Origin of the sequence: Paenibacillus sp. YAF4_2 (genome assembly GCF_052113225.1) — a bacterium.
In the GTDB taxonomy this organism is placed as follows: Bacteria; Bacillota; Bacilli; order Paenibacillales; family Paenibacillaceae; genus Pristimantibacillus.
The window spans coordinates 447417-472912 of record NZ_JBFRCT010000001.1 but is presented as its reverse complement, the minus strand read 5'-3'; the positions used below and the strand labels follow the sequence as shown (position 1 = coordinate 472912).

General features: G+C 46.6%; 17 protein-coding genes and 2 pseudogenes. 3 read left to right on the top strand and 16 right to left on the bottom strand.

Annotation, left to right across the window (positions count from 1 at the left end; genetic code table 11):
* Positions 1 to 191 precede the first annotated feature (191 nt).
* The 13 genes from AB4Y93_RS02290 to AB4Y93_RS02230 all read right to left on the bottom strand — a co-directional run bounded on the left by AB4Y93_RS02290 (position 192) and on the right by AB4Y93_RS02230 (position 15438).
* Entirely contained in the window at positions 192 to 1157 is a 966-nt protein-coding gene (locus tag AB4Y93_RS02290; RefSeq protein WP_441888540.1) for a hypothetical protein, read from the bottom strand.
* A gap of 187 nt (positions 1158 to 1344) precedes the next feature.
* The gene (locus AB4Y93_RS02285; protein ID WP_441888539.1) at positions 1345 to 2172 is read right to left on the bottom strand and encodes an SDR family oxidoreductase; all 828 of its coding nucleotides are present in this window, start codon (positions 2170 to 2172) and stop codon (positions 1345 to 1347) included.
* An 85-nt stretch (positions 2173 to 2257) separates the two neighbouring features.
* Positions 2258 to 2473, bottom strand: coding sequence for a hypothetical protein (locus AB4Y93_RS02280; protein WP_441888537.1), 216 nt, complete (start codon positions 2471 to 2473; stop codon positions 2258 to 2260).
* 1 nt (position 2474) lies between these two features.
* Entirely contained in the window at positions 2475 to 2672 is a 198-nt protein-coding gene (locus tag AB4Y93_RS02275) for a hypothetical protein (RefSeq protein WP_441888535.1), read from the bottom strand.
* 147 nt (positions 2673 to 2819) lie between these two features.
* Positions 2820 to 5126 carry an ATP-dependent DNA helicase gene (locus AB4Y93_RS02270; protein WP_441888533.1) on the bottom strand — a complete coding sequence of 769 codons (2307 nt, stop codon included), beginning with the start codon at positions 5124 to 5126 and terminating at the stop codon, positions 2820 to 2822.
* Between the two features lie 111 nt (positions 5127 to 5237).
* Positions 5238 to 5969 (bottom strand): hypothetical protein, encoded by a 732-nt coding sequence (locus AB4Y93_RS02265; protein ID WP_441888531.1) that lies wholly within the window; start codon positions 5967 to 5969, stop codon positions 5238 to 5240.
* A gap of 10 nt (positions 5970 to 5979) precedes the next feature.
* Positions 5980 to 6492: a hypothetical protein gene (locus tag AB4Y93_RS02260; RefSeq protein WP_441888529.1), complete on the bottom strand. Its 513-nt coding sequence runs from the start codon at positions 6490 to 6492 to the stop codon at positions 5980 to 5982.
* Positions 6493 to 6535: 43 nt separating this feature from the next.
* Complete coding sequence (locus tag AB4Y93_RS02255) at positions 6536 to 7075, bottom strand: NAD(P)H-dependent oxidoreductase (RefSeq protein WP_441888527.1); 540 nt, start codon at positions 7073 to 7075, stop codon at positions 6536 to 6538.
* 239 nt (positions 7076 to 7314) lie between these two features.
* Positions 7315 to 8580: a beta-N-acetylhexosaminidase gene (gene nagZ / locus AB4Y93_RS02250; RefSeq protein ID WP_441888525.1), complete on the bottom strand. Its 1266-nt coding sequence runs from the start codon at positions 8578 to 8580 to the stop codon at positions 7315 to 7317.
* 362 nt (positions 8581 to 8942) lie between these two features.
* Entirely contained in the window at positions 8943 to 11540 is a 2598-nt protein-coding gene (ppsA, locus tag AB4Y93_RS02245; RefSeq protein WP_441888523.1) for a phosphoenolpyruvate synthase, read from the bottom strand.
* Positions 11541 to 11745: 205 nt separating this feature from the next.
* A complete protein-coding gene (locus AB4Y93_RS02240) occupies positions 11746 to 13374 on the bottom strand; it encodes an ATP-binding protein (RefSeq protein ID WP_441888521.1) in 1629 nt (542 codons plus the stop codon).
* 168 nt (positions 13375 to 13542) lie between these two features.
* A complete protein-coding gene (locus AB4Y93_RS02235; protein WP_441888519.1) occupies positions 13543 to 14658 on the bottom strand; it encodes a DUF3626 domain-containing protein in 1116 nt (371 codons plus the stop codon).
* Positions 14659 to 14745: 87 nt separating this feature from the next.
* Entirely contained in the window at positions 14746 to 15438 is a 693-nt protein-coding gene (locus AB4Y93_RS02230) for a copper homeostasis protein CutC (protein WP_441888517.1), read from the bottom strand.
* A 164-nt stretch (positions 15439 to 15602) separates the two neighbouring features.
* Here AB4Y93_RS02230 and AB4Y93_RS02225 point away from each other — a divergent pair, with 164 nt between their 5' ends.
* Genes AB4Y93_RS02225 through AB4Y93_RS02215 form a run of 3 tightly spaced genes read left to right on the top strand, consistent with a single transcriptional unit; the run spans position 15603 to position 19345 of the window.
* Positions 15603 to 17033 carry a spore germination protein gene (locus AB4Y93_RS02225; RefSeq protein WP_441888515.1) on the top strand — a complete coding sequence of 477 codons (1431 nt, stop codon included), beginning with the start codon at positions 15603 to 15605 and terminating at the stop codon, positions 17031 to 17033.
* Between the two features lie 32 nt (positions 17034 to 17065).
* A complete protein-coding gene (locus tag AB4Y93_RS02220) occupies positions 17066 to 18217 on the top strand; it encodes a Ger(x)C family spore germination protein (protein ID WP_441888513.1) in 1152 nt (383 codons plus the stop codon).
* A gap of 33 nt (positions 18218 to 18250) precedes the next feature.
* Complete coding sequence (locus AB4Y93_RS02215) at positions 18251 to 19345, top strand: GerAB/ArcD/ProY family transporter (RefSeq protein ID WP_441888511.1); 1095 nt, start codon at positions 18251 to 18253, stop codon at positions 19343 to 19345.
* 76 nt (positions 19346 to 19421) lie between these two features.
* Here the strand turns inward: AB4Y93_RS02215 and AB4Y93_RS02210 are convergent.
* The 3 genes and pseudogenes from AB4Y93_RS02210 to AB4Y93_RS02200 all read right to left on the bottom strand — a co-directional run.
* Positions 19422 to 20486, bottom strand: a pseudogene (locus tag AB4Y93_RS02210) (fibronectin type III domain-containing protein); the annotation flags it as partial.
* Positions 20487 to 20711: 225 nt separating this feature from the next.
* Positions 20712 to 22622, bottom strand: a pseudogene (locus AB4Y93_RS02205) (PKD domain-containing protein); the annotation flags it as partial.
* Between the two features lie 176 nt (positions 22623 to 22798).
* Positions 22799 to 25441: an NPCBM/NEW2 domain-containing protein gene (locus tag AB4Y93_RS02200; RefSeq protein WP_441889227.1), complete on the bottom strand. Its 2643-nt coding sequence runs from the start codon at positions 25439 to 25441 to the stop codon at positions 22799 to 22801.
* Positions 25442 to 25496: the final 55 nt, after the last annotated feature.

The following is a 25496-nucleotide window of genomic DNA, read 5'->3' as shown; positions in this document are numbered from 1 at the left end:
CTCTATCCCTTACCATCTTAGCCACACTAGCCACTTGTTATTACGTTTTGTGCATATGTATTTTCAATTCTATATGTTCATACAATCATCTCAAACTAATAGGCATCTTACAAGATTTAACTTACTCTCATCATTCAAAAAACGGCAGCAGATATATGATCCTGCTGCCGTTACGTGGTAACGTCAATTACTCAGGAAACACTGTACCCATTAAAATAATGTACGCCATCGTGTGCAGTATCACCTGGTTTAGTTCTTCGATTGGTGCTGAACCAAAGTTTATCTCCATTGGCGATACCTACACCCTCGATCTCAAACAGGTCTGAATAAGCAGCTGAAGTAATGCGGAATGATAGATTACTATCTGCCTTTATCGTACCTGTGGCCTTAGATACATTTCGATAAACGAGTACGACGCTGACGTTTTTATAAGTTAGTGGAACATAGATAGAATCGTTATTATAGCCGAGGCCTTGAGATGCATACGAGCTGATGTTAGATATTGTACTTCCATTAACCTTTGCATCTTTAATATTTAGGTTAAAGCTGTTGGTTACTTGAATCGTACCGCTGTTTGCAGTCAATGGGATCGATCCTCTATAAAGTCCCAGGCTGGATTTGAAGAGAAAGTTTATTTTATTCGCATCTTTGCTCGAAATTTTCACACCTGACATAGCCTTGTTTGCACCATTGTATTTGATCGTGTATTGCCCAACTTTGTAAAAGGTTGTGCCGACATATTTCAGCTTCACAAGACTCATACTGCCGGCGTTCATGGTGACAACAAACATATAGAACTTTCCGCCTATCGAACTGAGAACCACATCATTAGCATGGCCGAGGTATGTAGCGTATGTCGTCCCGTTATCACCGTTCTTCATGAGTGTAGTGGATCCGTCACTCATTTTGGTACGGTAAATGACCGCTTTCGTATTGCTGCTGTTGACTTTTACGGAATAGACATATGAAGATCCCACAGCAAATCCCTGTGCGGCGTAGCATCCATTTGCATTATTGAGTGTTGCAACTGTACTGTAGGTGTTGTAATAGGCTGCACTTGCTGTAAGGGGAAATAGCATCGCCGTGCAGAGGAGAACAGCTATAAGTAAGGTTAACCCTTTCATCATACTGGTTTTCCTTGGGATCATGCTCTTCATTTGTGAAGCACCTCCATCAAAATTTGTATATGTTAAATATAAATTATTAACCTAAATCCGATATCATTCAATCAGTTATTTGAAAAATGTATTCATTAATGAGCATAGCTGCGCGTTACTGCAATAAAAAATGGCAGCTGATCAAAAGGATCAGCTGCCATTGTGTTATACGGAGTTTTCGCCACGCCTACAGGAGTGTCTCCGCTCCGTCGATGTAAATTTCCGTGCCAGTAATGTGACTGGACTGAGAGGAAGCGAGGAACAAAACCAGATCGGCCACCTGCTCTGGTCGTCCCGGTCCGTGTTCCAGCGGTTGTGCTCCTTCCGGATACTCAACCGGGATTCGGATTTTGTCCACCGCCTTCGTACTATTGGTGTTCTCACCGATATTCGTCTCGATTGCCCCTGGGCAGATGGCGTTGACGCGAATACGGTAACGGGCTAACTCCAGTGCTGCCATCTTGGCGAAGGCGACTTGCCCCGCTTTGGAGGCACTGTAGGCAGACATGCCGAACCCAGAAAATTTCCGGTTACCATTGATTGAGCTGGTTATGACGATGCTGCCCCCCTTTGTTTTCATATGAGGAACGGCGTATTTGACCGTAAGGAACGTCCCCCTCAGGTTGATCCCGAGCGTCTCGTTCCATGACTCAGGCGTTAAATCCTCGATTGGTGCGAGCGTGCCGTTGACCCCAGCGTTGGCGAATATGACGTCAAAACAGCCGAAGCGCTCTGCCGCGGCGCGAATGGCGTTCTCCACTCTGACCGGATCGGACACGTCGACGTCATAAAACTCGGCTTCCCGGCCCATGCCGCGAATCTCCTCCTCGACGTCCTCAGTACGCCCGTCGATCAAATCAAGCAGGCATACATTCGCACCTGCCCGGGCAAGCTTCAGCGCGGCTGCCCGCCCGATCCCCGAACCAGCCCCCGTCACTAGCGCAGTCTTGCCCGCGAGTAAAAGCCCATCGGTTAGCGTTCCTCCTTGTTCCTCATCATCCAATCTATGACTCATCACGAATCTCTCCTTTCGACGTTGGGTACAATCATTTATTGTATACCCGCCATTGAAAAGGAATAATCAAGAAAACGGTTAATACTCATTTTGCATAAAGCTGCCATCCTGGTACGACCCTTGCATAATCAATTTCCCATTCAATAAACCGTTCCTCATGTAAACGCTCCAGCGCCTTTCGAATCTGGCCGGTTTCCCGGCCAGCTAAACGTGCCAATTCAGGGATAAGTATACGAGTTTTCTGATGGCCGTTTCTGTTGAAAAGGATCCGCAGCAGCTTACGCTCCGTGTCGTTTAACATGTTAAGCCCCCTCTATTCTTCGTGCTATTTCAACGTCTACAATGCGATCAAGATTAAAAATACGAATGGCTAGTGCTTGGTAGCAATATGCCTTTAGCTGGCCACCTTTAACCGAGATAACACGTACATTCCGAATACTAACCTCACGTTTCCGATCGATATAAATAAGCTGTACAACTTTGCCAATAAACTTCTCCATTCGCTCCACCTCGCAAGAACGTTTGTTCTCATTATACACCAAACATACGTTCTTGTTGCAAGATATAAAAAAATCCAGCGCCTCCGCTGGACTAAATTGAATATGCGACTTTCGTGCGGCAATACTTTATAACTTAAATAAGTTACTTTATAATATTTCTTTCCGCCACTCAGGAGGCAAAAGTCTGGCATACTGCGGCTGCATGTACCGGTCGTCGATCAGCAACAGCGTTCCATAGTCTTGTTCTGAGCGGATAAGCCTACCTCCCGCCTGCAGCACCTTGTTCATGCCGGGAAATACATAGGCGTATTCGAAACCGTTTTTCCCTTGCTGGTCGAAGTAATTCTTGATAATATTCCGTTCTGGCCCAACCTGCGGCAGCCCAACGCCAACGATAGCAACGCCGGTTAATCGGTCCCCGACCAAATCGATACCTTCTGAGAAAATGCCGCCCATGACGGCGAATCCGATAAGAGTGCCTTTATTACCCGTTGCGAAGGAGGCTAAAAAAGTCACTCGCTCATCCTCAGACATACTCGATCTTTGGACAATCGTACGAATATCGATATCCTCGTTCTTCCACAAATCCATAAACCGCTCATATACAGCGTTCAAATACGCGTAAGATGGGAAGAAAACGAGAATATTGCCCAGGTGATGGCTGGCCATCTCGTGCAGTAAACGGACGACTTGATCCATCGTCCGCTCTCGGTCCTGATAGCGGGTCGACAGCCGTTCAATCCGGACATCGAGCTGCTCCGGCGAGAACGGCGACGGGATGACGACAGAGTAATCCGTATCAGCATCTCCGCCTAGCATGTCTATGAAATAATGAAGCGGCGACAGCGTCGCGGAAAACAAAATTTGTGCCCGGTAGCCTTTAGCATACTGCCGCAGTAGATGCGACGGATCGAGGCAAAACAGCTTCATCCGGATGTCGCTCCGCTCTTTTTCAGCGTAGGTGATATATCGCTCGTCGTATAGCTTGGCTATACGTAAAAAATGCTGGCAGCCGAAATAGACGTCCGACAGCAGTGGATCTGTATCTCCCACCGCCAGTTGTTGTTCTAAAGCACCAACCAGAGCATCCAACAGATCAAGCAGCTCCTCGGGAAATTCACGTTCCGCGGCTACACCCTCTGCGCCATCGTCATTCTCTTCGATCGATTTGCGCAGCGCGATGAAGTATTTGTTCATTGCCTTCGCCGATTGATACACAAGCGGGCGGATGTTTTTGCTTGCACGTTGCAGCTCGAGAAAATCCGCCTTTTTCAACTCGGCCGAATACATCTCGCGCGCCCGGTCGACAAGGTTGTGTGCTTCATCTACGAGCAGTGCGGTTTGCCGTTTCTGCTCCTCGAACAGCCGCTTCAGGTTGACGCGGGGATCGAAAATATAATTATAGTCGCAGACAACCGCATCCGCCGCATAGGCAGCATCCAGCGAGAATTCGAATGGACAGACCTGGTGTTTACGGGCATAACGCTCGATGACGTCCCGCGTCATCCCTGTTTCGTTGCCAAGCATGTCAAGAATCGCAGGGCCAACGCGGTCATAATACCCTTTTGAATATTCACAATATTCGGCACTACAGCGTACCTCGTCTTTAAAGCATACCTTATCCTTTGCCGTGAGCGTAACGGTATGCAGATGAAGCCCGCCTTCGCACAGCATCTCAAGCGCCTCTTCCGCAGCAGCCCGCGTTGTCGTTCTGGCCGTCAAATAAAAGAGCCGCTGCAGCAGTCCCTCACCAATTGCTTTTACAGCCGGATACAGCGTCGACATTGTCTTTCCAATGCCTGTTGGTGCCTTTGCAAATAACTTGCGCCCATCTGATACCGTTTGGTACACGGAAGCCGCTAACTTGCGCTGCCCCTCCCTGTACGACGGAAACGGGAAACCCAGTTCCTTAATGCTGGCATTCCGCTTCTCAGCATGCTGGCTTTTCAATGATGCATAAGGATAATATCGATTTACCATATCGTGAAGGAACTCCTCGAGTTCCATAAATGTCATCGTACGAACGAAGTGATGGCTTTCCCCGCTGTCTATTTGTACATAAGTCAACTGAACGCGTAACGATTCGAGCCCTCGATCCTTTGCCACCATATAGGCATAGCACTGCGCCTGCGCCCAATGAACGGGGTACGTCTCCTCCATAAGGACGGGCACTCGCCCGGAAAAGGATTTAATTTCGTCAATGGTCAGCCCGTCTTCCGTTTGAAGCAGCCCGTCGCAACGGCCGTCTATAACAAACAACAAGTCCTCGCAAGTAATCTCCGCCGATACGTAGACCTCTTTGGCATCCTGCAACCCATACTGCTGTTGGATCTGCTGATGCGTTCGCGTCCCTTCCTGAAGTGAGGTGGCAGATCTGAAGCCTGATTCTATATCTCCACTTCGATAGGCATATTCGACCAGCGATCGCACGGATAAATGCACAGTTTTCGTCATACCGCTCTCCTCGCCCTTAACCGGTCCATTATAAGTATTAATTCGACTATACCAAACAGATGTTCGGCAGTAAAGGCTGGTGACCAGGATACTTTAAAACGGAGCTCTCATTCAAAGATCTTGTTTTTTCTCAACGTATTGTTTTAGCTTTTTAAATGTTAATTTTTCTTTCCAAACCCAATCTTGTACACCAGACAGACTGGTCAATGTTTCGGGCTTATTATTATCACCAATCAATTCAACAGCAGCAGGTAATAATTCTTGATGCCCTTTTTCAATCTCATCTAGAATGAACGGTATTGCAGGAGTCCCTAATTCTTTGAGTTCTTCATTTTTGGCTGCTTCTGAGTTGTTTGATTCAGCAATTTGCTTGGTTTTAGCAGGGATTTCCTTTAAGTGACTTTTCCATCTGCGGGAAAAACTATCTCCAGTAGACCATTGAAAATTGGATTTCTTCAAATCAACCTTAGCAATTTCTTCTGCTGCCAAAGCGAGCATATAATCAACCAATCCGCTGCCCGGCGAAGCATCAATTCTTTCCTCTATGTATGGTAGAGCATCATTACCTAGGCTAACGAGGTTATCGTATTCTTTATATGCTTTTATATAGTCATATGGACTGCTGCTTAATGCCAATTTCGTCCCGTTATTCGGTTCATTTTCTAAATTAGTCTCAATATCCGCAATGTTTGTATCAATTACATTTTCAATAGAAGAAGCATCTGTTGAATCATGTAATGAGATGAGCAAAGCTGTAACTGCGAGGCTAGCAGTAAATATTCCGGCAATCGTTTTTTTTCTGTTCGTACGCAACCAGTTAAAAACCATGATGTTCTCCTTCATAATAACCTCTCTATTGTACGAATGATCGATCTATTCGAATTTCGGTAATTAAACCATTCTTTGACCAAAACTCTATTGTCATGTCCTTTTTTCGATCAACATAGCCGATTACAGGATCAGACATCTGCTCTTCTCCCCGTTTATAATAAGATCCGCCAAACACTTCCATCGCATCGGATAATGGAGAACCAACCTTAATTCCTTTAGCAACTTCCATACCATCACTATTTAGAACGATACGAATAAGTTTATGCTCTTTATTAGAAGCCGCAACAATGCCTTGATCTACTTGAAAATAATCATACTTAGCATTATTAAGATTAGTCATTGGTTTCCCTTTAAAAGCTACATCATCTAGACTTTCGCCCAAATAATATCCATATGGCTTAGCTATAGATAAATCCGTATTCTTCGTGTGCCAAAAAGAGTATTCTCTAGATAGATAAAGATGAGCAAACCAACCCAAACCAATTATATCGAATAAAAGTACAACTATTAATAGGATTTTAGTTTTATAGTTCAATCACTTATCACCTCTATTTCTCACTTGATCAAAAACGTTCATTTTAGTGAAATACGCTGTCCAGCGGCCCCGTAATATAGGCAATATATTGCCGGGCATCTCGTTCAAGGTCTTCATCCGAAGCGTTCCTCACATCATGCAGCACGAATGAGGGAGCAAAAATACCATTGCAACGTGTAATCGTCGCTTGGAGTGGTTTCGTATATTCACTAATTGTGGACCAGTTGTAACCACCTGCCTGATATCCTGCTTCCGTACCGCCTGTCGTAATGGCAAGCACGAACGTCTTGCCTTTGAGCTTATCGCCACCGGGACCGTAGGCCCATCCCCGCATCAACACGTCCTCGAGCCATTTTTTCAGCAAAGCTGGACAACTGTACCAATAGAACGGAAATTGTAAAATGATACGGTCGTGTTCAAGTAACAGGCTTTGCTCCTTCGCGACATCAATCTGGTAATCCGGATATTCAGTGTCCAAGTGCCGAACCGTGATGTCAGGAACCTTCAGTAACTCGGTCAATCTTCGTTCGTTGGCACGAGATGACGCCAAGTTCGGGTGCGATGCAATAACAAGTACTTTCATAAGTCATTCTACTTCCTTTCGAAAAGCGATTGCTTATCGCCGAAAAATTTAAAAAGACTAGATCTGCTAAGACCAGTCTGCTTCAGTAGATCCGGAATCGCAACCGCTTCATGTTCACCTCTCTGGTGTATTATATTTGTTTTGGAACGATCGGTCCATAATATTATTAAAAAAGTGAATACCATCTTGCTCACAAATAACGAGCACCTTCAGGTATTCACTTATTTGGTACCATCACTTTATCTTTTTAGGGCAGTTTGAATATGGTGATTCAGCGTAGACACATTGGCAAGGGGAGTAGGTTGATCCGATAAGTTGAAGCTTTCCTTAAGCTTTGCAATGCGATATACGCTGGCATCAATAACCGATTGTGGAATTTTACCGCTTTTCGCTGCAGTCATTAGAGCATTTAGTACGGCTTGTTGCTGTGTTAAATCATGCCCAACAAGAATAATATCTGAACCTGCCAACACAGCTTGCACCGAAGCGGGGCCTATCGCCTTAAACTTTTCTACAGCCCCCATCGTCATGTCATCAGTGATGACAACACCGTCAAACTTCAGCTCGCTTCTAAGGTAGTTTTGAATGACAATGCGGGACATCGAAGCCGGTGTGTTTGAATCAAGCTTAGACATTAAGATGTGACCGACCATCACTATAGGAACGCCTTCCTTTATTGCCGAACTGAATGGCATGAATTCAATAGAGCGAAGCCGCTGAAGATCGTGATTTACAACTGGCAACCCGAAATGGGAGTCAACGGAAGTGTCGCCATGGCCAGGAAAATGCTTTACAGCGGGTATAACTCCTTGCGACATTATTCCAAGCATCTCATTCACACCCATGCTGCTGACCACTTTTGCGGTGGCACCAAAAGCGCGGTCGCCGATGACTGGATTTTTAGGATTTGTATTCACATCAAGTACCGGTGCAAAATCGGTATTTAGGCCAACGGCATTCATCGCTTCACCTAATGCAGTACCAACTTGATAAGCATATTTTGTGTCATTCGTACTCCCAACGGTCTTACTCGCCGGGAACGACGTTATTTCCTTTGGTAAACGAGAAACACGCCCTCCCTCCTGATCCGCGCTCAAGAGAAGCGGCAGCTTTCCGCCAGCATCATGATTGATTTGCTTAAGTCCATTTACAAGCTTATTCGTTTGTGAAGCGGATACGATATTATTGCTATATAAAATGATCCCGCCTACTTGGCGTTCCTTGATTAACGAACTGATTTCCGGCTGTACTTCCGTGCCGTCCATGCCAACCAACACCATTTGCCCTATCTTCTCAGTCAAGCTCATAGATGCAACCAGGTCGGCTATTTGATCGACAGCTGGCTGTTCGTGGACTACAGGCTGCGGAGCTGTTGATACCGAACTATGTGTTGATGAAGGCGGCGCCGCTGAAGCATTGGAATCTGAGTGATTAGTACTGCATCCGGCAAGTAATATGAGGAACAATGCAGCTGCGTACACAAAAGAGAATCGATGAAATCGCATTTGAACCTCCTGTCTAAGCTACTATTTGGTTAGTCCCGTGCCATGTCTTATAGAAGAACACACATTCAAGTTTAACCTTTTTATACAGTCTCAAACAGATTACTAATAATAACGAATTAGGAAGTCATAATGTTTCTTAGAACTTAGAAAGAATCCTTCTATACAATTCTCTAGCTCAATCGTTGTATTTTTAAAACTAAGCAACCTATTATCACCCCTAGTATGAGAAATTTCAAAATGACACACCAAATTGTATCACTTTCTTGCGATTTTGTGATTCATAAAAAAAACAAAGGCAACCGGTCGCTATGGCCAGCTGCCTTTGTTTCTAGATGCAACTATCATCCATTCCATTTCAACGACTACAAAATTTCAATATACCCTTCTGTGCCATGTACACGAATTCGTTGACCATCTTGTATTAGTTTGGTAGCATTCTCCACTCCGACAACAGCTGGCAAGCCATATTCACGTGCGATAACAGCTCCATGGGTCATCAATCCACCAACTTCTGTTACGAGACCACGGATGGATACAAACAATGGCGTCCAGCCGGGATCAGTGAATTTGGTGACAAGAATATCTCCATCTTCTAGATATGCATCTTCCATATTTAAGATTACTCGTGCTCGTCCCTCAATCACTCCTGAAGAAACGGGCAGACCTGCAATCGCATTAGCAGGGAGATCCTCTCGCTTGTATTCACCTGTAATAATCTCACCATCAGATGTGATAACACGTGGGGGAGTTAGTTTTTCAAAAAATATATAATCACCTTTTCGCTCACTGATGATTTGATAATCCAGTTTGTTTGTTCGTACGACTTCGTGAAGCTCTTCAAAAGAGAGATAGAATATATCTTCTTTTTCAAGAATGACACACGCTTGTACGAGCTGTTCCGCTTCTTTCAGTAAAGCCTGTTTATAAACGAAATAGCGGCTAATCCATCCGTATTTTGGATATTCCCGATAACCAATGAAGTTCCGGATGAGGTCGATCTTTTGTTTTGTTTCTGCAGCTTTCTGTTCACCATCCGGTAATTGCTTCAATCGTTCTAATAACTCTTGTTCTTTTTCCAAAGCTTCCTGGCGCCCTTGTTCAAATTTTAGATGGCCGGCATTAGGCTCAAAGGCTTTGATGTTACCCAGAATCATGGGAACCAGTGTAATTGGCTTTTCACTCCAACGCGTTTTAGAAATATCAATTTCTCCGGCGCATCGCATTCCATATTTATTGAGATAAGCGTAGATTGCCGAATGAGCCTCCTCTCCACCCTCGAACTTAACCAGTTCATCCAAAAAGTCATCATCTTTGACTTGTTGTAAATAATGAATGACTTCCGGATAAGGACGAATGACATCGGCAACGTCCATTAACGCCAGACCCATCTCCGACGTAATATTGTTTGGTACAGATTGAGACAGCGCATCGGCTGCGTTTTTTTCACCTAACCACTCGTTCATTTTTTCATTGATCCATAATGAAGCATTTATAGCAGACATAAACACTGCCGTACTTCGTGGGTCAAATAAGATCTTTTTTAATTGCTGGATATCTTCCAGAATAAAATCAAGTAAATCCGAGCCTGATTTCGTCTGTATGTTCTGTTTTAACTCTTCTACCGATGCGCGATTACTCTGAATCAATTCAGAAACGATGTTCGGATTGTTATCCATTTGTGCCTGCATATCTATATTACTTCTGCCTAGAATCGGTGCTGTTTGATCATTTGGTGGTAACAATTTTATATAATCTCGCTCTATTATGGTCATGAGTGCGCCTTTTGTGAGCGGATCGGGTCCAACGGTATTTAATAATGTTTCCCGGCTGACAGGTGTAGCCAGCCTAGGTGCAACATCAATAAACAATCTCCCACCGGCTTTGCGCATAGGTGCAGGAGTAATTAACAGGTAAAAAGACAATCCCAATGGTTTTATGGGATCTGTCATCATTTGTTGATGACCAACCGATAGGTAGACGTGATTTTCCTGATCATTTGCTTCAGGGATCGGGAATAATGTAGTGATTGGCCGGCTTTGGACAATGTAGAAGGTATCATCAACCAAACACCATTCGATGTCTTGGGGACGGCCGAAATGTTCTTCGATCTGTCTTCCGATGCTTGCCAGCTGTAAAATTTGTTGCTCAGAAAGGGTTTGAGTCAGCTGCTGATCGGGATCGAGCTGTATGGTCTCTGTTCCGCCTTCTTTTCGTCCATAAATAGCTAATTTTTTGGCTGCTATCCTCTTATCGACGATTTCTCCATCGCGTACTTTATAACTATCAGCCGATACCAAGCCAGAGACCAGTGCTTCCCCAAGTCCAAAACTAGCATCGATGGATAGCACCTTACGATTAGAAGTAATTGGATCGGCGGTAAATAAAATGCCTGAGGCTTGCGGAAAAACCATCCTTTGAATGACAACGGCTAAATAAACTTGATTGTGATCAAATCCATTTTGCATACGGTAAATGACTGCTCGATCCGTAAATAGTGATGCCCAGCATTTGCTGATATGCCGCAGGATTGCTTCTTTGCCGATGATATTCAAATAGGTGTCTTGTTGACCAGCAAAAGAAGCATGTGGCAAATCTTCAGCAGTCGCACTAGAACGAACGGCATAAGCATGTTCCTCTCCAAACTCGGAGAGATAGTGAGTAACGGCTTCCATAACGTCAAAAGGGATTTCCACTTCCATAATGATTTGTCGAATCTCCTTGCTGATCTCAGCAATTTGAGCTCGATCTTCTGCTTTTAGCCCTGTTAGTCGATTCAGTAAAGCCTGATACGTTTCGTTTTGTCGAATAGCGTTTTGATATCCCTCTGTTGTTACGCAAAATCCATCTGGCACTTGGATTCCTTTAATTTTTGATAACTCCCCTAAATTTAACCCTTTTCCTCCAACGAGTAAAAGCTGTGTGTTTTCCATTTCCTGAAAACCAAGAACGAATGAGGTCATTCAATCTCTCCTAACTATTAGTAAATTGAGAAAAACCATTTGACAAAAGTTTTAACGGCGTGCTACAATAAAATTGTAAGATGAACTAACTTTATTCTGACACACTTTGACAGAGTTGATCTGATTATAACATTACGTCTACATATAGGCAATATAAAAGAACCTGGGCAGCTGCCCAGGTTCTTTTTTTGATTGTTTCCTTGCATCATTCGTGGATGGGCAATCTGATCTCAATCCGTGTGCCTTCGTTGACCTTGCTTTGATAGGTAATGCGGCCATGATACTGTTTAATGATTTTATGACTGATCATGAGACCAAGTCCCGTCCCCTTCTCTTTCAAGCTATAGAATGGTTGTCCCAATCGGTGAAGATGCTCCTCTGGAATACCACAGCCTTGATCTTGAATCGAGATGAGACAATCCCCGTTCGTATCTATTTGCAGGCCGATATGAATTTCTCCGCCGTGTGGCATGGATTCGATCGCGTTCTTAAATACATTAAGAAACACCTGCTTTAATTGATTTTTCACACATGTAACCGGGAAATACTCCCCTTGGTATTCGCGTTTGAATTCAATATTGTTTAATAACGTCTGCGGAGTCAAAAAATCGAGTGTTTGTTCGATGACCTCTTTAACATTCGTGATGGTAAACGCTATGGCTTGCGGCTTGGCCATCGAAAGAAGCTCGCTCGTAATGATCTCGATGCGTTCCAATTCGTCTTGGAGCAAATCGCCGTACTTCATTGTGGGGTTCTCAAGGTTATACAATTGGAGAAACCCTTTGATGGTAGTCAGTGGATTCCGGATTTCATGGGCTACGCCTGCCGCTAATTCCCCAACAATGGACAGCTTCTCGGACTGTAAAAGAAATTCCTCCGCTTTTTTACGCTCGCTGATGTCTCGGCTGATGATGACGATATGCTCGATTTGGCCACCCTTCCCCTCGACCGGCTTGCATAGTGAATCAAATGGTATTAATCGCCCGTCTTGATGCCGGAATCGAATTTCCATCGATTGTGTTGTCTTCCGCTCCAGTATCTTTCTTACAGTTTGGTTAAACACCATCGCATCATCGGGGCTTATGATTCGGTCCAGTTCTTCGCGATCCTGTGCTAGACCGGGATATCCTAACACGAACGTATGAGAAGGAGAAAAATACCTTATTGAGTGATCTGGATCCATCACCACGATAAGGTCGGACGTATTTTCGGCGATAAGGCGATACTGATACTCGCTTGCGTTAAGTGACAATTCCATTTCATTACGTTCGACAATGGTACGACGCAAACGTTCATGGGATTCAATCAGCAGACCGCCTAATAGGACTCCTAATATGACGAACAATAAATACTGAAAATGAAATAATGGCTCGTGTACTAAAATACGGAATATAAACACAATAGTCATGTAAAGCACGATATAAGCGCCTGACAACGCTAGGCTTCTCTTAAAGGGCGGCAGCTTCCAGCGGGAAAAGTAAGCATGCAAGCTGGAAAAGACGACCATGATGAATACCCAGCCGCCTATGGCGGGGAACCAATTTCCGCTTGAAAGCAATCGGATAGACAAGGCGAATAAGCCTGTAATTATGCCCGGAACGGAGCCAAGATACGCAAATGTCAAAATGACGGGGGCATAGCGGATATCATAAACATAGCCTTGTTGTTTCACGGCTAATAGAACGAGAACAATCGAAACGACGCCAGCATAGAGACCGCTCCAAATCAGCGGATGCTTTAACGGCCTGAGATTGATAAACGAACGGATTACTAATGGTGTACTAACCAAGAGAGAAAAAATCGCCAGATTCACGATGTAATCAAAAAGAAACAAAAAATATCACCTACGCCTCGTAGTCTGGCTATAGCGCCGTTGACTTAACCTGTTGCGTTTAATCCTTCTGCGTATATGAATACTATGTTTAATCTCGAAATCCTTGTCGTTACGAACTAAAAGTTTTTTATTCTTCAAATCCTGCTAGTATTTTAGACGTGTAACGATCTAGTTTGTTGCGCCTTTCTGTTGCAAATCAGCTTTACCATACCGCACTAACACGTGCCACATGTATTTTAATTCCTGAAGCACCTCCTCATAGGTTCCCCTATCGTTCCAATGATCCGCATTCCGTTTCAAATCATTAACAGCAGCTCCTACGATACTAGCATCAATAAGATTTCCCCTCGCAATTCTTCGTGCCAATGACGGCATAGCTGGACCCCTGAAATCTGATGGCACTTCATCAGCTTGAATAGTAAATCCCTTATGCCAATGAAGCTCTATTGAGTAATTCATACACAGTTTCTCCAAAGCTCTCCCTACAGCAGTTCCTTGAAATGATGGGTCTGCCACAAGGATGTCCACGTCATCTTGCAAAGTAATATCACCGTGAACCTGAGCTTCAATAAAATGATTAAGATTTCGACTAGGCATCTGTTCTAGGCGAGTAGTGATCAGTGATTCTGAGGCGTTCAATAGTCGGTCGAGTACTTTTCTTGGTGAGAGATTGCTCTCTCCAAGGGTATATTCTCGGAAAAATGCGTCTTTAAGGACAGCAGCTATAAGATCATCGAATTCTTGATAGGTTCCTTGTACATCAGGATAATCCTGGGAACCCCCATAAGTATAAGTAGTACGAGAAGATACCTGTGGAGCCAGAAGGAAATAACACGACCCAAATCTCGGAGATGGACCATCAGAATGAAACATTACATCTAACGCTCCATATTTTGGCCTTTCACTGTGGGTTGCGCCCGCCAGTTGATAGGCTCCTCCAAACAAGTCCCTCTCCCAGACATCCCGAGCGCCACCAGGATAGGCAGACACGCTGCCATTAGAAATCTGCGTTTCAAACTGACTTTTATAAATTCCTTGCTCAAGTAATGCTTCCGCAACACTTCTCATGTCTGCAATTGGACGGTCTGGATGGAAATGCATCGCCACTCTGGCTTGCGAATGCAATTTCGAGACATAAGCTTCAAATAGCTCGAAGGGGATATTCGACAACTGGAGAATTTCTTGGATTGATTCTTGTGCAGCTGCTTTCCTGGAACTAGCATATTGACTGATATACTGATAGGCCATGATCTGTGAGTTCGTAAGGCTACGTTCTGTTGACATGTCATCACCATCCTAAAGAATCAATTACATAAGAAATCCTACTTGCTTGCTGCCTCGATAATAGCATATTAATTTGCTTCCTGTGTTTCATTTAAAAGCGTGTACGTTGTCTGCAAGCATCCGAAGCACCAACGGATCAATCGGAGATAAGTTGGATTTACCATAACGAATCGCCGACCCGAAATGCACTTCCTTTACTCCAGTCTCCTGAATAAAACCCGTGATGTCTTCCGTTGTAAGACCGTTGCCAGCCAAAATCGTCAGTTTGCTTTCGCTTGCTGCGGCAATAAGCCGTGCCATCTCCTGAGCCGATTCGATCGCCGGCAGCTGCCCGGCAGAAGTCAGTACACGAGTGATTTGTGGATACTTCATCAGCGTATGTACCCCTTCAAGTTGGTCTTCCAGCTCATCGAAAGCACGGTGGAATGTTACTTGCAGCCCTTTGGTAAGCGGCAGCAGCCGCTCAAGCGCACGCTCGTCAATATTCCCTTCCGGTGTTAAAGCACCAAGCACAATGCCTGCCGCGCCAGCTTTTACAATCGCCTTAATTTCCAAAGCCATTGTATCGACATCATGCTCTGCATACACGAATGAACGGCTGTGTGGACGCACCATTACAAAAACTGGAATACGGACTGCACGAACGACTTGCTCGACCAGGCCGATTCCAGGCGTTAAGCCGCCTTCCGTAATCGCCGTGATAAGCTCAAGACGGTCCGCCCCATTCGCCTCTGCCGTTAAAGCATCGTCCATACAGGTTGCAATGACTTCTAATCGCATGAATAAACCTCCTAATTGCAAGTACATATGCGCTGTGATAGCTCTACTATACCCGGCAAAGTATGCTTCTTCAACGTTTGGGTATAGTATCTAGAAACACAAAACATTTCCAGTGGTAGGTGCCATAATTGCCAACGCCATCAAATGAAGGCATCCCTTCACAAGTGAAAACTGTTCGGACGGTCAGTTCTAACCTCAAAGAGAACGAACAAACACTCATTTCCATATTTGAACACTGCTCGGATGTGGTCTTCCGCCGATTAACTCTGCACAATGATGCCAAACTTCTGCTCGTGTACATCGACGGCATGATCGATAAAGATTTTGTTCAGTCCAGTATCCTTAAACCGTTAATATATGAAGGAGTTCCTCAAGGACTTGGAGCTTTAGACAGTCTTACCCAAATGTGTGATCAAGAACTTGTTGCGGCTCTCCAGACCAAAAGAGTTACCTCCTTCGAAGAAGCCGCAGATCGTATTTTAAAAGGCAGTGTAGCGTTCCTGGCTGATGGTGAGACTGCCATCCTTCTAACTGATGTTGCGCAATTCGAAACCAGATCTATTGAAGAGCCTTCAACAGAGGCTTCCTTGCGCGGCACCCGTGAAAGCTTCACCGAGCAGCTGCGAACGAATACGACAATGCTCAGACGGATTATCGTGACGCCGGATCTTAAAATGGAAACTTTTCAAGTTGGAAAATTAACGAAAACCGACGTTGTTCTCGCTTATATCCAAGGTCTTGCATCAGACACTTTGCTCGATGAAGTACGATCAAGAATCGAGACGATTGATATCCAAGGTGTCTTGGAATCCGGTTATATCGAAGAATATATTGAAGACACCAACTATTCACCTTTTCCGCAAATGATGAGTACCGAGCGTGCAGATGTCGTATCCGCAGGACTTATGGAAGGAAGAATCGCCGTCTTCGTTAACGGCTCACCTATCGTTCTGGTCGTACCGATGACGTTCTGGGATGGACTTCAAGCCCCGGACGATTACTACGAACGCTTTTTGTATGTAACCATGAACCGTTGGATCCGTTATTTGTTCGCCCTTTTTTCGATCCTATTCCCTTCCATTTATATCGCGCTGACCACGTATCATCCCGAAATGATGCCGCCTAAACTTATGATGAGCATCACGGGCTTAAGGGAGCAATCCCCTTTTCCGACGGTCATTGAGGTGTTTTTGATGGAGTTTATGTTTGAAGGATTGAGGGAAGCCGGGATTCGTCTTCCGCAGCAAATTGGTCCGCTCGTCAGCATCGTGGGAGCATTGGTAATCGGTCAAGCTGCTGTCCAGGCAGGGATTATTTCGGCCCCTATCGTGATCGTCGTATCGGCGGCGGGTATTTCCTCGTTTGTTATACCGCGTTACCGTTTCGGTTACCCCTTAAGAATGCTGAGATTTCCTCTGCTGATTCTATCTGGAGTATTTGGTCTGTTTGGTGTGGCTCTTGGCTTGATTTTGATCATGATCCACCTCATCCATTTGACTCCGCTAGGAACACCATATCTTCAGCCGATCGCGCCGACGAAGAAGAGCAAGTTGAAGGATGTTTTTTGGAGACGGCCTCGTAAAGGTATGAGCTAGCAGAAACACCTGATTGTTAGGGGGATCCATTGATGAAGAAAACACTAATTATCATTTGCTTATTCGTCTTCTCTGCCGTAACCAGCAGCTGTTGGAATCTCAAGGAGCCTAACCAACTAGCAATTGTTATCGGCGGAGGGCTCGACTTGAGCCAGGATGGCCAGCTCGAAGTAAGCTCCCAGATTGCAGTTCCAGCTGCTTTAGGCGGTGAGAATAATGGTGCCAGTAAAAAAAGAAGCTTTGTGGTTGTCAACGCCACAGGGAAAAATTTTATGGATGCGGGCCAGAATCTGCAAATGCAGCTCTCTCGCACCTTATTTTATGCCCATCGCCAAACGATTCTGGTCGGACAGAGAATAGCAGAACAAGGTGTAGCGGGACAGGGATTTCTTAAATATCTAGATATGATCGTACGCAACCCGAAATCAGAGATGAGATCCGTGATTTGGATCGTGAAAGATGGTACGGCAAAGGATATCCTTGCTACTGAGCCTACCTTCGATGCTTTGATTAGTACGACTCTGTACAGCGTTCAAATGGCGCTCGGGATGAAGCCTTATTACTATAGGGAATTTTTGTGTGAATCGTTACCGAAAGGAGGAGCTCTATTGCTTCCAGCTATTAGTGCTAACTCTTCTAAAAAGAAATTCATCTACTCAGGGGCAGCGATACTGGATAAAGAGCATGCACTTCATTTAATCGGTTTCTTGAAACCTGAGGAATCCTATTATGCGAACTGGATTAAGGGCAGACAAAGCACACTTACCGTGACAACCTCTAAAAGTCAAAAGGATGGCAGCATCAGCTTAAGGGTCAAGTCGCTCAAAAGGCACGTTCGAGTGGATAAGGACGCAACAGGCATGCGCGTGCATATCCAATTACAAGGATCAGGAAACATTGTGGAAAACAATTCTTCTCTTGACCCTTCACAAGCTCAGGATCTCAAAACCATTCAAAAGAAGTTGAGCCAAGAAGCGGAGCAGGAGGTCGTCAAGTTAATTCAGAAAGCCCAGAAGCAATATAAGGTAGATATTCTTGGGCTCGGTGAGCTTGTACACCAGAAGTATCCTCGTGAATGGAAATCTTTACAGAAAAATTGGAATGATACTTTCAGCAGAATGCCGATTACAGCGGAGGTACACCTTCGGTACCAAGATCCGGGACAAACGAACGCTTCGATGTGAGATTCAGCAGGTACATAGGAAAGGACCGAGGATATGAAATTAACGGGGTGGCAAATATTCTGGATCGTTGGAACTGCTGAGGTGGTGATGGCAGTTTGGCTGCGCATCTCGCCTGCTGTGGAAATAGCCAAACAAGATGCTTGGATGTCCATGCTCTTGTCATGTGTCCTTGGCGGGGCTATCACCTATCTGGTAGTCAAAGTAGGGATGCAGCATCCCGGCCAAAGCCTAACCCAATTCAGTCAAGAGCTGCTAGGGTCTTGGCTTGGCAAAATAATCACCATCCCCTATTTTACAGCGTGGTTTATTCTTTCTGGGGATGTGCTTCGTTCCTTTGCAGACTTCATTCATCTTGTCCTGCTGGACCAAACGCCAGTATGGGTGCTGATGATGATGATTTTGGGAGCAGCCATTTATTTAACAGGTACCAGCGGGATTACGGGAATCGGACGCTTTTGCGAAATAGCGGGTCCTGTGACGATCATCACGCTGCTGGTCAGCTTCCTGCTTAATATATCCAACGCGAAATGGAGAAATTTGCTGCCGGTCATTGGCGATGCAAGCCTGAAAGAAATAGTGAGTGCCTCCTTCGCCCCATCTTCATTTCTTGGTGAATCATTTATGCTGCTGGTCTTATTGTCATTTGTCTCCAATTCCCGGCATATCCTAGCGAAGTCAATGGCGAGCGTCTGTTTAACGGGAATCTTGCTCACAATTGCAACGGTTACGGTGCTGATGGTGTTTGGCACGGCGGTTGCACAGGAGCTCAGATTTCCCTATTTTATGCTGGTTCGGTCGATCAACATTTTAAATTTCATTCAGAACCTGGATATTCTCGTCATCTTTATTTGGATATTTGGCGTATTCGCGAAAATCTCCTTGTATTTGTTTATGACCAGTTATGAAATGGCTCAGTGGTTTCGGATCAAGTCATGGAAACGCATGATCTGGTTCAATGCTCCGATCATCTTTATCATTGCGCTCAGCATACCGAATGAAACAACGATTATCCTACTTCAGAAATTGTGGGAAACCATCGTTATTCCCGTTTGCGCGGTGGCCATTCCATTATGCCTGTGGATCGTAACATCCGCGAAAAGAAAGCTGGTAAAAACAGATAATCAGTAGATTTAATCGCACCAGGCACAAGCACAAAAAGAAGATCGCAAGCGATCTCTATCGCTTGCGATCTTCTCTCAACTTCTTATTGAATTGGAGCAAGATAAGCCCCGTCGATGACGGAGTAGGTCGAACTGCCAGGGGTCTTCCAGCCGACCGCAAGATGGTCCCCGCCGCCCTCTTCTTTATGCAGGACTTCAACGTAGTAGCGCTGACCAGCTGTTAATGTGATCTGACCAGACTGCTGGCCAGAATTTTGCGTCCAGCTCAGCTCATTCACCCAATCGACGACTTCCCCTATTTGCGCTTTGTTCGCCGGATTGTCATTCGTGCTGAGGTACAGCACGCTGTTGTTATCCCCAGCGATCGAGAATTGGTACGTGCCCGTTACTGTTGGAACGATATAGCCACGGATGCGCGTGCCGTAATTGTCGCCCCAGTTCGTAGGCGCTTGGAAGCTAGTCAGCGAGCTGGTGCCTGTTGGAGCTGTGCTAGTTGGGATGCTGGCAATTGTGCTGCCCGTAATATTCGTCCAGTATTCGCGCGTAATGGAACCGGTAGACGTTGTACCGCCAGACGCGTTCGTCGTCACGTTCAGCGCGGAGCTAGCAGATGAAACATTGCCTGCAGCGTCCTTTGCCTTCACGGTGAAGCTGTACGCCGTACTCGGCGACAGTCCTGTTACGTTGAACGACGTCGTGCTGGTTGTAGTGCCTGCAAGCGTTGATCCGTTATATACATCATAGCCTGTTACTCCTACATTGTCCGTCGAGGCCGTCCATGACAGGCTGACGCTGGATGTTGTTTTGGATGGCGAAGAAAGTCCCGTAGGAGCCGTCGGTGCCTGCGTATCGCCCGCAGTTGCATTCGTCGTTACATTAAGCGCCGAGCTAGCCGCCGAAACATTACCTGCAGCGTCTTTCGCTTTCACCGTGAAGTTATATGCCGTGTTTGGAGACAGACCTATTACGTTGAACGAAGTCGCGCCAGTAGTCGAACCAGCAAGTGTCCCTCCATTGTAAATCTCATAGCCCGTCACTCCGAAATCGTCCGTCGAAGTACCCCATGATAGATTGACGCTGGTTGATGTTTTTGATGGAGAAGTAAGAGCTGTTGGAGCCGTAGGAGCCTGCGTATCACCGCCTCCACCACCTACCGCCATGTTCACATCACATGATTTATATTGACCCGGCGCCGGATCACCAAAAGTGTTGTTGCTGCACATTACCCCATTCGTATAAGTGCCGTAATGGTAGCTGCCTGCTGCACCGTAGCGTACGTCTTTCGTTCCGGTGAAGCTGCATTGATTATTCTCGCCTGCGCAAGGTACCCATACTGGTGTCGGAATCGAGCTAGTCGTCACGCTGATCGCGCTGCTCTGCGCCGATGTATTGCCGGAGGCGTCCTTCGCTCTCACTTTGAAGCTGTAAGCCGTATTCGAGGTTAAGCCGCTCACTGTAAACGAAGTTGTAGTCGAACCTACCGTTGAACCAGCCAATACACCATCTTTGTAAACGTCATAACCGGCAATGCCGATATTGTCCGTTGAAGCCGTCCACGTCAATGTAACGGTCGTATCTGTTTTCGATGGGGAAGTCAAATTCGTTGGTGTTGTTGGCGCCGTCGTATCTGGTGGTCCTGCGTTTACCGTAATCGTCTGTTCCTTCACGCTGGCACGACCACCGTTATCCCAAACGCCGAGAATAACTTGGTACGTTCCAGGCTTCTGGTACGTATACGTTGGATTGGCAGTTGTAACGGGCAGGCCTTCGCCTAGATCCCATAAATTCTCGACGATTGTGCCGTTATCGGTCGATGTGTTCGTAAAGGTCACGGATTGACCAAGCTGCACAGTCAGAGGAGCTGTGAAGTTCGCGACTGGCTTCGGATCGCTGAAGCCTCTACTTGTAAGCTGCGTATCCGTGCCGTTACCGCTGACGGTATTGTTACTCCACTCCAAATTCGATGCGGAGGACGGATATTGGTCAATCGACGGACCGCCGTTATTCGTAATCGTGTTGTTAATGAAGCTGAGGCGATCGGTTCCGCCGGCGGTCGTAATTTCAATCGCTTTGCGTCCGTTGTTCGTAATTGTGTTGCTGTCAAACGTAATATTTTGCGTATTGCCATGAATGCGGATTGCGTTTCCGTCATACCCCTGATAGGCAGCAGCAGGATTTCCGGACGCACCGTCTTTGAACGTGTTTTTGTAGAAATATTGGAACTGCTCCGTCTGCCCCGTTCCTTCACCCTGCAGCTGCATCCCCCACATAACCATGTTCTGAACTGTGTTATAGTTCCAGAGCTGATATCCCGTACCCGGTGATTGTTGCATGCCAACCTGCTGGCCCCCGTCGACAAGGTTGCCGGATGTGACGCCGTGATCAACCATTACTTCGAGACCCATGTTGCCCACCGTCGTGCTCGACCCTACATAGTTGTTGCGGACCGCGATATAGGCGGAGCGTACCGTACTGATCCAGTGGTCGACCGTATTGTTCTCGACCAGGGAATAATCGACGTTGGTATGTAGTTCGATGCCGAGACCTTCCATCTGCTGGCCTGTGCCGGTGACCGTATTACCACGAACGATGGCATAAGGGCTGTCGTCATTGACGAAGATACCGCCGCGGCCCGTGTCTGCGACGTAGTTATTTTCGATCAGAGCGTGATCCGAGCCCCAACCTACGCGTACGCCGCCGCCCCAGTCCGAATTAACTCCAATGTTCGTGACAACGTTGTCTTTGATTGTCAGATTGTCCGTGTTGTTCCCGAACAACGCGAACGGGCCAAAGCCTGAGGACATACCAAAATCTTTTACCTTGAGATTCAATATTTTGTTGCCGCTGCCATTCTCCGAAACAACCGCAGATTGTGGTACTGTGCTGTTGTTAGCGTCGAGTGTCATTGAAGACACTTCGGCGCCGGACAAGTTGTAGAGCGAGAAGAACGTATTAGCCGTTGAAGAAGAGTATTCGATAATCGTATTATCACGGCTTTGGCCTGTAATTTTGACGCCTGACTTTCCGCTCACAGAACTGCCCAGGTAGTAGGTGCCGTTCGGGATAAATACCGTGTCTCCGCTGGACGCCGCATTGACGGCTGCTTGGAAGGCCGCGCTGTCGTCACCTGTGTCGGTGCCGTTAGCGCCATAAGCCGTGACATCTAGAGATGCCGCGTAAACAGTGGTCGCTGGTATGAGGGGAAGCAGTAAGGCCGCCGAGCATAAAAGACTTAAGATTCTTTTATTCGTCTTAGATCTCCTTAATGACTTCGCTTGTTTCATGAGTTCACTCTCGCTTTCTACATAAGAATAATGACATGCAGACATTTACGGCTTACCCGTGCTTAACATTATGATTCATTACTCACCTCCCTTCATTCAATAAAATGGATCCAAGGAGCCGTCCGTTTGGTACGGCCTCCTTGTTTCATTCCTTCAAAAATTTGCGCTCCGCGTCTCTATTCGCCGCTGTAATATACGATGTGGGCATCTCCCCAATCCGCATGATCCCAATCGGTGCCGTTGCTGCCATCTGTAACGACCAGTTTAAGAACTTGTGCGCCGCTAATATCCAGGTCAATTGACGCTGTATCGGAATCCGCGGTCATGACGCCGCTATTGTAAGCAAGTACGCCATCCAGCCATACCTCAAAGGATACTGCGCCGTTGCCATACGTCTCGTCATCCACTCCTACCTTAGCGAGGAAACGGCTGTATGCTCCATCTAACGTATAGACGATTTCCGAAGCGGCATGCGTGCCAAGCCCTTTAGGGTATTCGACACCATTAAGTGTAATTGGCCTGCCGTCAGAGGATTTGTCTCGCATGATGCTGCCCCAGCCCGCCGTTCCGCTGTCCCAGTTATAATCGCTTAAATACACGTCGCCAAGAGGCGCGGCTTGAACGGCCACAGCCGGATCACTTACTTCGGAAGTGTTACCCGCGGCGTCCTTCGCTTTGACCACAAACGTATTCGATGTTCCTGGCATCAAGCCTGTTGCCTCGTATGTTAAACCCGTTGTCTTCCCAATCAGATTGCCGCCTCGATAGACCTCATAACCCGTAACCTCCTTATTATCAGTTGACGCCATCCAGCTCAAGCTGACGCTAGTCGCGCCGCTTACTGCAGCAGTCAGACCAGCTGGTTTGCTTGGAGGCTCTGCATCGGGTGCCTCGGTCGTAACCGCTAGCGCTGCACTTGGAGAAGATATGTTGCCCGCAGCATCTTTGGCACAGAGCGTAATGCTGTACGTTGTCAGAGGAGAAAGCCCGTTTACGAGATAGGTCAATTCTCCCGGAGCAGTAGATCCAGCAAGCGACCCATTCACGTACACATCGTAGCTGACAACCCCGACATTATCCGCTGCCGAATTCCAGCTCAGAGCAATCGTTTCATCAGTTTGCAACGGCGAGACAAGATTGCTTGGAACTGACGGCGCTTGCGTATCCGGTTTACCTGGACGCACGAGTACGATACATTCCTTAAGGCTGGAGCGTCCTTCGTTATCCCAGACAACCAGTGTTACCCGATACGCACCAAGCCGGTCGTATACATAGGTCGGTTGTTTGCTTGCACTCGGCAATCCAGCACCAAAATCCCACAACTGATGCGATATGGAGCCGTTGTCCTTCGATTTGTTCACGAACGTAACCGGTTCGCCGACACGTACGAGGGTTGGAGTTTCGAAATCCGCCGTCGGCTTAGGATTGGTAAAGCCCCGCGATACCGGCTGCTCGTTGCTGCCGTTCCGGAGTACGATATTCCCTTTCCATTCCAGGTGTCCAGCCGCAGATGGATATGGATCAACAGCGACGCCTTTGTTGCCCGTAACTATATTGTTGATGAAGCTCAGCCGGTCGACGCCCGCCGCTCCTGTGAATTCGATGCCTTTACGCCCATTGCCTGAGATTATATTGCTGTCGAACGTCAGGTTTTGCGAGCTGCCGTGAATCCGCACACCGTTCCCGTCATAACCCGGATACGCCGCGGCAGGGTTGCCCTCCTGCGTGTTAATAAAGCTGTTCTTGTAGAAATATTGGAATTGCTCGATTTCTCCTGTTCCTTCGCCCTGCAGCTGCATCCCCCACATGACCATATTTTTGACAACGTTATAGCCCCACAGCTGATGACCGGTACCCGGAGATTGCTGAATACCTACCTGCTGGCCGCCGTCTACAATATTGTCTGTCGTGACAGCGTTGTCCGCCATTACTTCAAGGCCGATACTGCCAACCCTGCCGTCTGTCGGCTTCACGACGTTTCGGCGAATCGCCACTGTGTCGGAACGAACTGCGCTGATCCAGAAATCAACTACATTGTCCTCAATGATGGAGTTATCCACGTTCGTATGCAGTTCAATAGATAAGCCGTGCTCCTTCAATCCCGAGCCAGTTATTTTGTTGGAACGAATGACAGCACCTGGACTGTCATCGTTGACAAGAATGCCGCCTCGGCCTGTATCCGCGATGACGTTGTTCTCGACCAGCACATCCGACGAACCCCAGCCTGCACGAACGCCTGCGCCCCAAATGGAAGCGGTTCCAATATTAGTGATCTTATTATTCGTAATGCTCACATGAGTCGAACCTACAACGTACAAGGCATGCGGGCCAAAGCCTTCCGTCGCGATAAAGTTCTGAACTTTAAGATTATTCATCTTGTTTTTGCTTCCGCCTTCGGACACGACAGCCGACATTGCAATCTGGCTTTGCTCTGCATCCAACGTCAAGTCTGATACCGAAGCGTTCGTTACATTATGCAGGTAGAACATGTATGTATCTGCTTCTGAGGTGAACTGAATGATCGTCTTATCTCGTTTCTCGCCTCTAATGGAAACGTCCGACTTTCCCATCACCGTGCCTGACAACTGATACGTACCCGTCGGAATAAGAACGGTATCGCCAGCTGAAGCTGCATCCACAGCCGCTTGAATTGCTGCTCTATCGTCCAGACCATCCTGGCCGTTTGCGCCGTAATCTGCTGCTGAGATCATGTTTCCTCCAGCTGGCACCGCTGCTGTTGCTGCTGCCGGCAACGGGAATGCTGCGGTCAACAGAACCAGCGACAAGATCAATCCGGTCACCGTCCGTTTGGATTTCATCACTGTTATCTCTCCTTTGTGCTTGGAATGGGAGCGGATTCGGTCATTCCGTCTC

Bases quoted from the DNA above. Each gene is read 5' to 3' on its own strand.
- AB4Y93_RS02290 (WP_441888540.1), bottom strand. From the start codon at position 1,157: ATGAAGAGCATGATCCCAAGGAAAACCAGTATGATGAAAGGGTTAACC.
- AB4Y93_RS02285 (WP_441888539.1), bottom strand. From the start codon at position 2,172: ATGAGTCATAGATTGGATGATGAGGAACAAGGAGGAACGCTAACCGAT.
- AB4Y93_RS02280 (WP_441888537.1), bottom strand. From the start codon at position 2,473: ATGTTAAACGACACGGAGCGTAAGCTGCTGCGGATCCTTTTCAACAGA.
- AB4Y93_RS02275 (WP_441888535.1), bottom strand. From the start codon at position 2,672: ATGGAGAAGTTTATTGGCAAAGTTGTACAGCTTATTTATATCGATCGG.
- AB4Y93_RS02270 (WP_441888533.1), bottom strand. From the start codon at position 5,126: ATGACGAAAACTGTGCATTTATCCGTGCGATCGCTGGTCGAATATGCC.
- AB4Y93_RS02265 (WP_441888531.1), bottom strand. From the start codon at position 5,969: ATGAAGGAGAACATCATGGTTTTTAACTGGTTGCGTACGAACAGAAAA.
- AB4Y93_RS02255 (WP_441888527.1), bottom strand. From the start codon at position 7,075: ATGAAAGTACTTGTTATTGCATCGCACCCGAACTTGGCGTCATCTCGT.
- nagZ (WP_441888525.1), bottom strand. From the start codon at position 8,580: ATGCGATTTCATCGATTCTCTTTTGTGTACGCAGCTGCATTGTTCCTC.
- ppsA (WP_441888523.1), bottom strand. From the start codon at position 11,540: ATGACCTCATTCGTTCTTGGTTTTCAGGAAATGGAAAACACACAGCTT.
- AB4Y93_RS02235 (WP_441888519.1), bottom strand. From the start codon at position 14,658: ATGTCAACAGAACGTAGCCTTACGAACTCACAGATCATGGCCTATCAG.
- AB4Y93_RS02230 (WP_441888517.1), bottom strand. From the start codon at position 15,438: ATGCGATTAGAAGTCATTGCAACCTGTATGGACGATGCTTTAACGGCA.
- AB4Y93_RS02220 (WP_441888513.1), top strand. From the start codon at position 17,066: ATGAAGAAAACACTAATTATCATTTGCTTATTCGTCTTCTCTGCCGTA.
- AB4Y93_RS02215 (WP_441888511.1), top strand. From the start codon at position 18,251: ATGAAATTAACGGGGTGGCAAATATTCTGGATCGTTGGAACTGCTGAG.
- AB4Y93_RS02200 (WP_441889227.1), bottom strand. From the start codon at position 25,441: ATGAAATCCAAACGGACGGTGACCGGATTGATCTTGTCGCTGGTTCTG.